The organism is Kitasatospora sp. NPDC050463 (assembly GCF_040655255.1).
GTDB lineage: Bacteria > Actinomycetota > Actinomycetes > Streptomycetales > Streptomycetaceae > Kitasatospora.
Genome location: NZ_JBFAJO010000062.1, coordinates 43220 through 55848, shown reverse-complemented (window position 1 = coordinate 55848; position 12629 = coordinate 43220). Strand labels below are relative to the sequence as shown.

The 12629-nt window shown below is 73.7% G+C and carries 11 protein-coding genes; 4 read left to right on the top strand and 7 right to left on the bottom strand.

Annotation, left to right across the window (positions count from 1 at the left end; translation table 11 throughout):
• Positions 1 to 311: 311 nt before the first annotated feature.
• Complete coding sequence (locus AB0J08_RS30925; RefSeq protein WP_360641155.1) at positions 312 to 1031, bottom strand: SDR family oxidoreductase; 720 nt, start codon at positions 1029 to 1031, stop codon at positions 312 to 314.
• Between the two features lie 48 nt (positions 1032 to 1079).
• Between AB0J08_RS30925 and AB0J08_RS30920 the strand changes: the two genes are divergently transcribed.
• On the top strand, positions 1080 to 1718 hold the full coding sequence (locus AB0J08_RS30920; RefSeq protein ID WP_360641154.1) for a TetR/AcrR family transcriptional regulator: 639 nt from the start codon (positions 1080 to 1082) through the stop codon (positions 1716 to 1718).
• Entirely contained in the window at positions 1715 to 2548 is an 834-nt protein-coding gene (locus AB0J08_RS30915; protein WP_360641153.1) for an SDR family NAD(P)-dependent oxidoreductase, read from the top strand. Before AB0J08_RS30920 ends, AB0J08_RS30915 begins: the two co-directional genes overlap by 4 nt.
• Before the next feature lie 182 nt (positions 2549 to 2730).
• On the opposite strand, the gene AB0J08_RS30910 is transcribed toward AB0J08_RS30915, so the two are convergent.
• The 5 genes from AB0J08_RS30910 to AB0J08_RS30890 all read right to left on the bottom strand — a co-directional run bounded on the left by AB0J08_RS30910 (position 2731) and on the right by AB0J08_RS30890 (position 8640).
• On the bottom strand, positions 2731 to 2895 hold the full coding sequence (locus tag AB0J08_RS30910) for a hypothetical protein (RefSeq protein ID WP_360641152.1): 165 nt from the start codon (positions 2893 to 2895) through the stop codon (positions 2731 to 2733).
• 17 nt (positions 2896 to 2912) lie between these two features.
• Complete coding sequence (locus tag AB0J08_RS30905) at positions 2913 to 3257, bottom strand: hypothetical protein (protein ID WP_360641151.1); 345 nt, start codon at positions 3255 to 3257, stop codon at positions 2913 to 2915.
• A gap of 217 nt (positions 3258 to 3474) precedes the next feature.
• The gene (locus AB0J08_RS30900) at positions 3475 to 3681 is read right to left on the bottom strand and encodes a hypothetical protein (protein WP_360641150.1); all 207 of its coding nucleotides are present in this window, start codon (positions 3679 to 3681) and stop codon (positions 3475 to 3477) included.
• Between the two features lie 82 nt (positions 3682 to 3763).
• Positions 3764 to 8260 carry a trypsin-like peptidase domain-containing protein gene (locus AB0J08_RS30895; RefSeq protein ID WP_360641149.1) on the bottom strand — a complete coding sequence of 1499 codons (4497 nt, stop codon included), beginning with the start codon at positions 8258 to 8260 and terminating at the stop codon, positions 3764 to 3766.
• A complete protein-coding gene (locus AB0J08_RS30890; RefSeq protein WP_360641148.1) occupies positions 8257 to 8640 on the bottom strand; it encodes a CU044_2847 family protein in 384 nt (127 codons plus the stop codon). The genes AB0J08_RS30895 and AB0J08_RS30890 overlap by 4 nt, the downstream gene beginning before the upstream one ends.
• Positions 8641 to 8892: 252 nt before the next feature.
• Between AB0J08_RS30890 and AB0J08_RS30885 the strand changes: the two genes are divergently transcribed.
• On the top strand, positions 8893 to 9426 hold the full coding sequence (locus AB0J08_RS30885) for a GNAT family N-acetyltransferase (RefSeq protein ID WP_360641147.1): 534 nt from the start codon (positions 8893 to 8895) through the stop codon (positions 9424 to 9426).
• A 146-nt stretch (positions 9427 to 9572) separates the two neighbouring features.
• Here the strand turns inward: AB0J08_RS30885 and AB0J08_RS30880 are convergent, their stop codons facing one another.
• A complete protein-coding gene (locus tag AB0J08_RS30880; RefSeq protein ID WP_360641146.1) occupies positions 9573 to 10922 on the bottom strand; it encodes a tetratricopeptide repeat protein in 1350 nt (449 codons plus the stop codon).
• Positions 10923 to 11129: 207 nt separating this feature from the next.
• Between AB0J08_RS30880 and AB0J08_RS30875 the strand changes: the two genes are divergently transcribed.
• A complete protein-coding gene (locus AB0J08_RS30875) occupies positions 11130 to 12503 on the top strand; it encodes a M64 family metallopeptidase (RefSeq protein WP_360641145.1) in 1374 nt (457 codons plus the stop codon).
• Positions 12504 to 12629 lie beyond the last annotated feature (126 nt).

Below are 12629 nucleotides of genomic sequence, written 5' to 3'. Positions count from 1 at the left end.
CGGGAGGTGGAGCGGCTCTGACCGCGGCTCCGGCTGGGGCCGGGGTGGAGAGCGGGGTCGTTGGCGCGCCGCCCCACGTGGTCTCGCCTGGAAGTCCCTCGGGGATGGATCATTCGGCCGTGCCGGTGGCGACGGCTGCTGCGCGATGCCACGGTCCATCAACGCCACGCTCGTCGCCGAGAAGGTCTTCGCCGAGCGTGAACCGCCCCCGGGGCCACCCCGGTGTTGGGCTTCGAGAGCCGGTGTTCCGCTCCGTCGAGGCCAGTGCCGCGGCAGGGGCAGGGGCAGGACACCACGGCGCGGTGAGCGGGTCAGCCGAGCGAGACCAGACGCGCCCCTCCGTCGGTCTCGATGATGGTGCCGGTGAGGTTGGCATTGGTGGCGGCCAGGGCCACCACCTCGGCGATCTCCTGTGCCGAGGCGATGTGGCGGACCGGCAGAGCGGCGGCCGTCTGTGCGAAGTACTCGTGCTTGGCGTCTTCCGGCAGGCCGTTCCACCAGGGCGTGTCGACGAGCCCGGGAGAGACGGCGTTCACCCGTATCGGAGCGAGTTCCGCGGCCAGCGGCTTGACCAGGGCCTCAACGGCACCGTTGAGGGCGGCGATGCCGGCGGTTCCCGGCATGCCGGTCCGCGCGGTGACGGCACTGAGCAGGGTGATGGACCCGTCCGGTGTGAGGTGCGGCAGGACCGCCTGGATCGTGGTGACGTGGGGCCAGAACTTGGCCTCGAACGCGCGTCGCAGCATCGTCAGGTCGAGATCGGCTACCGGCCCCGGCCCTTCGCTTCCGCCGGCCGCCAGGACCAGCCAGTCGATGCTGCCGGTCGCTTCGGCGAGTGCGCTCATCTCGTCGGGGCTACCGGCGTCGGCCCGGTGCCCGACCAGGTCGGCGTCGGTGACGGCAAGGGCGTCGAGGCGCTCCTTGCTGCGGCCGGCGATGTGCACCATGGCGCCACGTGCCTGGAGCAGGCGGGCCGTTGCGAGCCCGATGCCGGAGGTTCCCCCGACCACGAGGGCAGTGCGCCGGGACATGGCGTCCCCTTATTTCGAACCGCTGCGTCTCGCATTAAGCTAGCCTCCATGGTCATGGACAAGCAACCCCCGTCGGAGTCACGCCCGGGACGCAAGCGCAGCGAGGAGAGCCGGATCGCGATCCTGGTCGCGGCGTTCGAACTGGTCGGCGAGGTCGGCTACGCGGGCCTGACGATCGAGGGAATCGCCAACCGCGCCGGATGCGGCAAACAGACGATCTACCGTTGGTGGCCCTCCAAGGCCCACGTGCTCCTCGAAGCACTCGCCGTGAAAGCCGATCTGTACGTCACGAACGCCGACCACTGCTCCTACACCGACGACCTACGGGCTTTCCTCGGGGACACGTTCCGGCTCGGCCGCCAACAGCGTGTCGTCGACATCCTGCGCGTCCTGATGGCGGAGGCCCAGATCAACGAGGAGTTCGGCGAACTCTTCCGCAGTGCCTTTCTGCAGCGTCGGCGCGACGCGCTCCAGGTGGTCCTCGATCGGGCCCGGACCCGGGGCGACCTGCCGCCCCGTCCTGCCGAGTCCGGCGTCCTGGACATCGTGTTCGGCACCTTGTGGTACCGCCTCCTGGCCACGCGCCAGCCCATGGGCGACGACCTCGTCGAGGACCTCACGGCCACCCTCACGGGGGCTGCGCCACCCCCGAGCAACACAGCGATCGACCTGGGAGACCAGCAATGACCCTTCCCCGCACCATCCTCGTCACCGGCGCCACCGACGGCCTCGGCCTGGCCCTGGCCGAACGCCTGGCAGCCGACGGCGCCGACCTGATCCTGCACGGCCGCAGCCAGGCCAAACTCGACCGCATCGCGGACCGGTTCGCGGCCCGCGGCGCATCCAGGCCCCGGACCGTGACCGCGGACCTCGCCGACCTCGGCCAGGTCCGCCGCATGGCCGCTGAGGTTCGCGCTTCGGTGGACCGGCTCGACGTCCTGGTGAACAACGCCGGCATCGGCGGCGGCCAACCGGACGGCCGCACCCGCCGCACCAGCGCCGACGGCTACGAACTGCGCTTCGCGGTCAACTACCTCGCCGGCTTCCTGCTCACCCTCGAACTCCTGCCGCTGCTGCGCGCGTCAGCGCCGGCCCGCATCGTCAACGTCGCCTCCCTCGGCCAGCACCCACTCGACTTCGAGAATCTGATGCTGGAGCGCGACTACGACGGCATCCGAGCCTACGGCCAGAGCAAGCTCGCCCAGATCGCGTCCGGCTTCGAACTTGCCGCACGCCTGCCCGCCGACGAGGTCACGGTCAACAGTCTGCACCCCGCAACCTACATGCCGACCAAGATCGTCCTTGCCGAGACCGGACACAGCATCGACACGCTGGAAGAAGGAGTGACCGCCACCCACCGGCTCGTCACCGATCCGGCACTCGCCGGTATCACCGGACGCTTCTACGACCACACCCGCAACGCACGCGCACATTCCCAGGCATATGACAACGAGGCCCGACTTCTCCTGTGGCAGGCGAGCCTGCGGCTCACCGAAACCGAGGACCCCGTGTGGTGAGTGCCGCTGGGGTGGAGGCCGTCGGGGCCGCCGTCCTGCCCGATGCTCGCAGGACCACAAGGCCACCGGCTACGGCCCGTCGTGATCCACTTCTCGTGACCGGCCTGTCTGTATGACCGTTGCCGCCGCCCGCCCGATCGTCCTGACGCTTCCGAGCGGGCCGGCCGGCCCCAACGGCCTTGTCACACCACGGCGTCCCACAACTGGGTGGCGATGCGGGCGCACGCCCACTGCTGCGCCCGGGCGCCGTCCGCGAGGCTGGAGTCCGCGATCTCCAGGCAGCGCAGCGTCTCCTCGTTGGAGCGCGAGCCCCCTCGCGCTCCGGCCGGGGCGGCCCGGGGCGCCACGCCGCTCCCGGCCCGGGTCAGCTCAGCCAGAAGCCGGCCAGCACGGCGCCCGTCAGGACCAGCGCGGTCAGCACCGGCGCCCCCATCCGGCCCCTCGGCCCGGACGTGACGGCGACCATCGACACGGTCGGCACCGTGAGGGTCAGGCCCACCATCAGCACGGCCACCGTGCCGGACGGCGCACCGGCAACGAGCGCGCCCCACACCACCGTGAACATCAGCACCAGCAAGGCCGACGCGGTCACCAGCAGCCAGGCCGCCCGCGCGGTCCACCGGGCCGCCTGGTCATCGGCATAGAAGTTGGCGCGGGTCGTCGTCCAGAACCGCAGCAGAGGCCGGTCACGCCGGGCAGAGATCAGCATGGCGTCAGTCTGGCGTGCCCCGAGCCGTCGTGGCACCCCCCGAGCGCCCGGATCTCCCGGCGCGGGCGGTGTGCGGGCCGGCGCGGTCCGGAAGGGCTGGAGCACACGTGTCGGGTCGGCTCGGACATGTTCCGGCCTGCCCCGCGCTCCGGCCACGAAGCACTCGACCAGTGCGAGCACCGTGGCATGAGGAGGGCACGGGGATTTCCACCGGCCGTCAGGACACCAGCCCGACGGTCAGGGCGGCCGCGCCGAGTGCGGCGTGAACCGCTCCGATGAGCTTCACCGTCCGCAACGTCACATCGCTGCGGCGGTACTGGTGGTTGATCAGCTGCCACCACTTGGCGGTATGACGGATGTCGAAGGCGGTGGCGAGCCCGTTGAGGGCGAGCCCCGCCCCAGGGACGATCAACTCGGTAGTCACAGCGCGAGCATAGGACTGCGGCCGGCGGTCCACCAGATCGGGTGTTCGCCGGACGTGAGGACGGCCTTGGGCCGTTGCGCACCTACCGCTTCGGGCACGGGTCCCGGTAGGCGATGGCGGGGGCGTAGCGCTGCCACTGCGAGGGGCTGATGGCCCCCGTGCTGTAGGCGCACAGCCGGTCGGCGAGCCTGGCGGGGTCGGCGTCGACCAGCGAGACGGTTCGGCTGGAGGCCACCAGCAGCGTGGGACCGGTCGCCACGAGCGCGACGGCCCGGATCGCGTTGCCGCTCGGGTTGGCGACGGAGGCCACCCGGGCGGGGGCGGTGGGGTTGCGGACCTCCCAGAGTTCCAGCGTGGTGCTGTTCCAGATGGCCATGAGCGTGCCGTTCTGGGCGAATTCGATGCCCTTGACGTCCTGCACCGTCTGGATGGTCGTCTGGGGGCGGGGGTGCTGCGGGTCGGCGATGTCCCAGAGGGAGACCGTGTTCCCGCTGTTGCCACCGGCGGCGAGCAGCCGGTTGTCGCCGCTCAGTCCCAGGGCGTCGTTGAAGGCCCCGGGCACGGTCACCCGCGAGGTCGGCTCGCCGCCGCCGGCGAAGTGGAACAGCTCCAGGGCCGCGCACTTGCACGTGGTGTCCGGTGTACTCGTGACGGCCAGGACCGTGCCGGCCGGGGTGCCCCGGGAGAGCGCGGAGCCCAGGTTCAGCGCGTCACCGGGGTCGGTGACACCGTCCGGGGGCTTGATCGCCGAGGAGCCGGTGCGCCTCGGCTTCGCCGGGTCGCTGACGTCCCACCAGTCGAAGCCGCTCTTGGTCGCCAGGTAGGCCGTGCGGCCGTGGCCGAGCACACCGGCGTCGTGGCCGCCGGCGTCGGGGGCCGGGATCGAGCCCACCTCCGCCGCGTCGAGCGTGTCGCTGACCCGCCACAGGTGGAGTGCCCCGCCACGGATCACCGCCATCAGGTGGCCACCGTCGTCCCAGGTCACCCCGAAGGTGATGATCAGGTCACCGACCCCTGACGGGGCGGCGGGGAAGTCGGCGGTGCCCAGGGAGGCGGCCCTGGCCGGGTGGTTCGGATCGCTCACGTTCCAGAGCTGGACCTCGCCGTCCCAGCCGATGGTCAGCAGCGCGCCCGCACGGATGAACGCGGTGCTCCGCACCGAGACCGGCAGGGTCGCCAGGAGGACGGGGCCCGTGGCCGGGGAGAGGTCCCAGAGCCCGACGGACTGAGTCCGCGGGGTCGGCGACGCTGCCGCCACCTGCTGCGGCGCGGCCATCAGGTGTCCGTCCGGGCTGAACGACCAGGACGGGAGCCCACCCGGCAACCGGGCCTCGTCGACCTGCCGCGCCGGGGAGCGCCACCGGCGCACCACGCCGTCGGCGCCCGCGGTCACCAGCCCGCCGGCCCCGGTCGCGGCCATGGCCTGGATGCCGGCGGCCGTCTTGATGCAGGTCGACTCCGCGGACCCCAGGACGCTCAGGGCATCCGGGGCCACGGAGGCGACGCACAGATCACCCTTCGGGTCCTTCACGTCCGTCCCGCCGTAGGCGAGTCGGCGGCCGTCCTGGCTGAAGGCCACCGCGCTCACGTTCGCGGAGCCCTCCATCGCGACCCTGACGGCGTCGGGGTGGGCCGGATCCCCGACGCGCCAGAGACCCACCTCCCGCTGGCTGCCGGCGGCCAGCATGCTGCCGTCGGGGCTGAACGCGATCGACTTGTACCCGGTCTCCAGGGCGGCCGGGTTGGCCGGATCCGCCGGGTTCGCGACGTCCCACAGCTGGGTCTTGCCGCCCAGAACGGTGGTGGCGAGCAGGCCTCCCCGGGACGAGAAGGCGACGGCGCCGAGGCTCTTCGGCCCGAGGCCGGTCGGGTTGCGCAGCCGGGCGAGCTGCTCGGGGGCGGTGGGCCGGGCGATCGACCACAGGCGGGTGTCGCCGTTTCCCGAGGCGGCCGCGAGCAGCGTGCCGTCCGTGCTGACGGCCACGGAGGTGACGCTCGTCTCCTCCTCCCCCGGGTCGGTCGGAAACGGCAGCCGGGCCGCAACCACGGGCTTCCCGGGGTCGGCGAGGCTCCACAGGCACAGGCCGCCCTCCTGACCGCACGAGGCCGCCAGGTGGGACCCGTCCGGGGTGAGGGCGATGCCCGTCGGAGCGACCTCGACCGTCGAACGGAGGACCGGGGCGGCCGGGTCGGTGAGGTCCCAGACCCGCACCGCCCCGTCCTCGTTCACGGCCGCGGCCAGGGGCGCCCGGGCGGAGGTCGCGACGACGAGGACCCCGCTCCCGGCCTCGCCGACGACGCTGTTCATCAGCGAGCCGCCCAGGTCGTACAGCTGGGCGGCGGCCTCCTGGGTCGGGGACGTCCGGTGGGCGGCGATCGCGAGCCGGGTGGCCAGGCCGGGATCGGTACTGCCGAGGGCCTGCGCCCGCGCGGCCAGATCCTTGGAGTCGACGACCGAGGTCTGCCGGGCGGTGGCGTCCCGCTCCCGCTCGGTGGCGTCCATCTGTCGTACGGTGAGCCCGATTCCGGACATGGCGCCCAGCACCGCCACGCAGAGCGCCGCGGCCACCGCCCGCCGCCTCCGTCGGCGCGAGCGCCGGTGGACGCGGCCGCGTTCCAGGTAGTCCCGTTCGGCCTCGTTCAGATACCCGACCGGGCCGTGCAACCAGGGCTGGGCGCCCGCCAGCGTGGTCTCGTCCGGCAGGAGATCACGGTGGCGCCCACCGCGCTCCCAGCGGTCCCGGTCGTGCCGCAGGACCTCCCTCCAGGCCAGGAACGCACGGTCCTCCTCGACCCAGGCCCGCAGTTTGTCCCAGGCGTTGATCAGCGCCTCGTGCGCGAGCTCCACCGTCTCCACGCCCTCGGCGCTGCGGCCGGTGACCAGCAGCCGCTCGTCGGCGAGCAGCCGGGCGACGCGCCACTCGTCCTCGCCGAGGTCGGTGCGCAGGGCCGTCCGGCGGGTGGCCGACAGCGAGCCCAGCGGCACCCGGGCGAGCTGGGTGAAGAGGCGGCGGGCCACCGTCCCCTCCTCCGGCGAGACCTTCCGTTGCAGCGCGTCGTCGGCGTAGCCGCCCAGTGCGCCCTTCACGCCGCCGAGCGCCTCGTAGGCCTGGTGGGTCAGCAGGCCACCGTCCTGGCGCTTCCAGAGCAGGTCGAGGGTGAAGCCCAGCAGCGGCAGCGCGCCCGGCTCGGCGCCGGTGTCGTCCAGCAGACGCTCGGCCAGGTTGGGCGCGTAGCGCACCCCCGCGATGGCGTCGACCGGCGCGGTGACGACCTGGTGCAGCTGCTCGCGGCTCATCGGGCCGAGCGCGTAGACCTGCCGGCCGATGACCGGGCCGAGGCGCGGGTGGGAGAGCGCCGCCTCCAAGAAGTCGGCCCGCAGGGTGGTCAGGACGCGGACGGTGTTCGGCAGGGCGTCGGTGAACAGCGCCGCGGCAAGCTCGTCGACGGCGGACCGGCCGCGCGCCAGGAACTCCTCGAACTGGTCCAGCACCAGCAGCAGTTGGCTCGCGCCGTGGCGTTCCAGGAGCCGGGGTGCGAGGTCCGCCATGCCCTGGGGCCCGGCCAGCACGGCGGCCAGGACGGGGGCCCGCTCAAGGCGCTGCGTCGCCGACAGCTCCGGCTCCAGCAGCGGCAGCAACGCGGCGGCCAGCGCCGACAGCGGCCTGCTGCCGGAGTCCGGCCGCAGGGTCACCGTCAGCGCCCCGGCCGCCCGGCGCCGGGGCACCACCCCGGCCATGGCCAGCGAGGACTTCCCCGAGCCGGAGGGGCCGACCACGGTGACCCAGCGCTCGCGGGCCGTCAGGACGGCGACCTCCTCGCTCTCGGCGTCCCGGCCGTGGAAGACCGGTGCGTCCGACTCCTGGAACGAGGTCAGACTGCGGAACGGCGACGGCGGCAGCGCGACGGCCCGCAGCTCGGGCCAGGCCGCCATCAGACCGTCGGTGGGGATCAGGTAGCTCACCGGGGGATCGGTCGCCTCGGCGATCGTCACCATGCCGACCACCCCGCCGAGGTCGGCGTCCCACACCGGGCTCCCGCTGAACCCCCCGGAGACCCGGTAGCCCCCGGCGGCGAGGTCGACCTGCAGCAACCCACCGCCCTGGCGATCCCGCAGCACACCAGCGTGCCAGACCCCGTCCGACCGTCCGACCGGGAACCCGAACACCCGCACGGGATGGTCCCAGACGTTCTCGGTCCGGGTCTCGACGGGCCGGACCGGGCGGGCGCCGGCCAGCGGGGCGGCCAGCCGCAGCACCGCGACGTCCCCACCGCGCTCCGACGTCCGCGGCGCCCAGTGCTCGACGACCGCCATCACACCCGTCACGGCCGGCTCGCCCGCCCCCGACGACGCCGGCAGCAACGGCAGGTCCACGAACACCCAGGACCCGACCCCCGGCTCGACGCCCTGGCCGGCGAGCGCCGCCGAGACCACGTGCGCGCAGGTGAGGGCCAGGTCGGGCGCGACCAGGAAGCCCGCACCGACCGGCCTGCTCAGCGCATCGCGGACCCGCAGCACCGCCGCGTCCAGCGACCTCGCCCCGGCGCCCTCGACGGGCCCGGTGCCCGGCGGTGTCACGGCGCGGGCTCCGCCGGTACCGGCCGAACGCCCCCGCCCGCGTCGTCGTCCGGGGCCCGGTGCCAGGTCAGCGAGACCTTGAAGTTGGCCTGCGCCGAGGTACTGGAGATCACCACGTCCGCTTCCGCGGACAGCGACAGCCCGAACTCGACACCGATCTCGTCCGGCGCGTCGACCATGTCGCGGAAGCCGTCCACGAAGTCCTGGGCCACCGGCCTCACCCCGGCCAGCATCTCGCCCAGCGACCGGGTGGCACGCGCCACCACCTGGCCCGGCCGGGCGACCTGCACCAGACCCTCCGCCGTCTGCTCGATCTCGACCTTCACGACATCCGGCCGGCCGTCCGCCGCGCCGACCGGCAGCTCGACGAGATACGCCATGTCTCCCCCTCGGGACCTCACCGACACCTGCGTGGGGCCCCCTGACCCGTGCGTGGGTGCCCCCTGACCCGTGCGTGGCTGTCCCATGCCCCGTACCGCCCGCGCCAACCCCGGCCGACGCCGGACCCGCGCGGCCGACGCAGGATCTGCACGGGCCGCGAACTGCTCGCGCACAGGGCCGCGGGCTCCTCGCGCACACACCGGCGGGCAGGGGGATGATGTGCATCAGGAAGCGCGAGGAGGTTCCGGCCCATGGACATCTCGCTGGCCACCGATCGGCTGATCGTCCGGGACTGGTCCCCCGACGACGCCGAGGCCGCTCTGGCGATCTACGGCTCGCCGGATGTCGCACGCTGGCTGACCCCGGCGATGGATCGCGTCGTCGACGTGGCGGCGATGCGCTCGGTACTCCAGGCCTGGCAGGAGGCCCAGCCGAACCTGCCGCCCCCTCGGGGCCGGTGGGCCGTGCAGCGCAAGGAGGACGGGGCGGTCGTCGGCGGCCTCGGCATCCGGCTGCTGCCGCCGTACGAGGACGACCTGGAGATGAGCTGGCAGCTGGCCCCCGACGCCTGGGGGAAGGGCTACGCCACCGAGGCCGGCCGGGCCCTGATCGCCTGGGCGTTCACCCAGGAGGCCGAGGAGCTGTTCGCGGTCGCCCGGCCGAACAACACCCGCGCCATCGCGATGGCGAAGCGGCTCGGGATGGAGTGGGTGGGCGAGACCACCAAGTACTACGGCCTCAACCTGCAGGTCTACCGCGTCCGGCCGAGCGACTTCCACGACTGACCGGGCAGCCCCCGCGCCCGCGGCGACCGCCCTTCGTGGCGGCGGCCGCGGCGCGGGTGCCTGTCGGCCGCCCTACGCCCCCGCCACCTGCCTACCGGCCGCCGGGATCAGCGGGGTGGCCGGGACCAGGGGGATCAGCTCCGGGATCAGCGGGGGATCGGCGGCGCCGCGGGCGCCGGGCCGAGGGTCGTCGTCCCCGGGGCGGCGCGGTGGCCGAGACCGGTCCGGTAGACGTCCAGGGCGCGCTCGACCCGGCCGGTGCGGCGCAGCAGATCGCCCAGGAGCCGGCAGAGGTCCGCGAGGTCGCCCGCCGCTCCGGCCCGTTCGAGCAGGGCGAGGGCGCTGCCGTAGTGCTCCTCGGCGGCGTCCGGTTCGCCCCGCTCCTCGGCGATGAGTCCGAGCAGCCGGTGCGCCCCGGCGGCGTGGACGGCGCCGCGGTCCGGACCGATCCGGTCGAGGAGGCTCCGGAGCAGGTCGTCGGCCTGCGCGTGGTGGCCACGGCGGCGCAGTACGTCGGCGAGTTCGACGTCCACCTGGTGCGTGAACAGCTCCGCCTGCCGGGAGGCCAGCATGGCGCGGGCGGTGCGCAGTTCGTCCTCCGCCCGGGCGAGGTCGCCGGCCTGGGCGTGGACGTAGCCGCGCATCCAGTGGCACTTGGCGAGGTCGGAGGTGAGGCGTAGGCGCTGGTAGAGCGCCTGCGCCTTGGCCAGCGAGGCGTCCGCCTCGGCCGCCCGGCCGTCGGCGATCAACGTACGGGCGACGCTCCGGTGCAGCCCGGCGACCAGCGCGGGGTCGGTGGCACCGGGCGCCAGAGCGAGGGCGAGCTCGGCGGCCTGGGCGGCCCGGGCGTGGGCGCCCATGTCCATGTAGGGGCCGATGGCGGCCGAGTACAGCAGAAGCAGCGCGTCGGGGTCGTGTAGTCCGCCGCCGTTGAGGCGGTCGATGGCCGTCTCCAACAGGTAACAGGCGTACCGAAGTTCGCCCGCCAGCAGGTGCGCCACGGCCCGCCCCCGGATCGCGGCGGCGCGGCGCGGCAGGGGCTCGTCGGCCAGCAGGCGTTCCGCCTCCTCGAAGTGCTCCCTGGCCTCGTCGAGGCGGCCGGCCTCCAGCGCGCAGTCGCCGAGGCCGAGCAGGGCGGTGGGCCGGACGGACTCGACCCCGTAGTGCTCGGCGCGGTCCCGGACGGCGGCGAAGCGGCGGGCCGCCTCGGTGATGTCGCCGTCGGCGAGTGCGCTCTGCGCCTCGGTCAGCGCGAGCCCCAGCTCGGTGGCCAGGTGGGCCGGTCGGCCGGTGGCGAGCTCGTCGAAGGTGACGCCGAGACGTTCGGCGAGGTGGCGCAGCGCGGCCTCGGAAGGGTGTACCCGGCCGGCCTCGACGGTCGAGACGTAGGCGGCGGTGTAGGCCGGTTCGGCGAGCATGCGCTGGGTCAAGTGGCGTTCCCTGCGCAGCCGTCGGACGCGCTGCCCGATGCCGGCCGGATCCTGCTCCGAGGTCATGACCGCCCCTTCCGTCGGGTTTCTGCCGTTCCTGCCGCACCCATTGTCGTGGACTCGACAGTGTTCTACATTAACTCCTCACTTGAGTCTGATTATCCATCGACTTAACACCCAGCGCCATGCCTCGCTCCGCCCTTGCCTGTCGGGCCGTCACCGGCCCTGCCGGTTCACCCCCGCCCCTGTCGGTCCACCCCCGGAGGTCCCCTCGTGCGTCACGGCAGATTCCTCACCACCACCCTGGCCGGCGTCACGGCCCTGGCAGCCCTCTGCTCCTGCCCCGTGCCCGCCGCCGCCGCGGCCGCCGGCGGCGAACCGCCACGTCCGGCCACGTCCGCCAGCGCCACCCCCAGCGCCAGCGCCAGCGCCGATGCTGCGCGCCGGGGCGCCGGCCACCAGGTCGAGGCGTTCGCCGAGGACGGCAGCATCAGCCGCGCCCGGGTGCCCGCGGCCTCCCCGTTCGCCTCCCCGCAGCCCCTCGCCGGGCCCGCGGCGGGCGACGGCACCGTCACCCCGGTCATCCGCAACGGCAGCACCGACAGCAAGCTCGACGTGGTGGTGATCGGCGACGGCTACACGGCCGCCGAACAGGAGAAGTTCCTCACCGACGCCGCCACGAAGTGGCAGGAGATCACCGCCGTCGAGCCCTACACGACCTACCGCTCACTCTTCAACGTCTGGGCCGTCCAGGCCGTCTCCACCGAGTCCGGCGTCTCCGGCGACCCGGACCGCGCCACCGTCCGGCAGACCGCCCTCGGCTCCTACTTCTGGTGCGAGGACGTCGAGCGCCTGCTCTGCGTGGACACCGCCGCCGTCGACCGCTACGCCGCCAAGGCCCCGCAGGCGGACCTCGTCCTCGTGGTCGCCAACAGCGCCAAGTACGGCGGCGCCGGCTACAACGACGTCGTCTCACCGCTCGGGTACTCCGGCATCGCCACCGTGTCGGGCGGCAACGACCGCTCCGGACAGGTGGCCGTCCACGAGACCGGCCACTCCCTCGGCCTCCTCGCCGACGAGTACTCCTACGACGGCCAGGGCACCTACAACGGCGACGAACCCGCCGAGGCGAACATCACCACGCTGACCGCCGACCAGCTGCGCCGCACCCGCAGCAAGTGGTACCGCTGGCTCGGCCGGACCTCCCCCGACGGCGGGACGGTCGGGGTGTACGAGGGCGGCGGCTACTACCCGACCGGCCTCTACCGGCCCACCGACAACTCGATCATGCGATCGCTCGGCCGCGAGTTCAACCTCCCCGGCCGCGAAGCCATGATCGCCGGCTTCTACCGCTACGCCGCCGCCCTCGCCAGCCCGACCCCCACCACCACCCTCCTCACCCCGGCCGACCGGCTCACCATCGAGCTGCCCGCCCCCGGCACCCGGCTGCGCTGGTACCTCGACGACCACGAGGTGACGGCCTGGCGCGACCGGGCGGCGGTCGCCGTCTCCGAGCTGCACCTCATCGGCCCGAAGAGCCTTCGCCACCGGCTCACCGCCGTCGCCACCGACCCGACGTCCGCGGTGATCGACCCCGAACTGCGCACCTCCCTGACGGACACCCTGTCGTGGAGCGTGCGGCGCTGACCCGACCGCCACCGACCGAGGCGGTGCGCGTGGTGAGGGACTCCCGACCACCGGTACGCCACCACCACCGGCCCGCCGCCCCGAGGGCGGCGGGCCGTCCCCACACACTGCCGCCGGGGCCTTCCC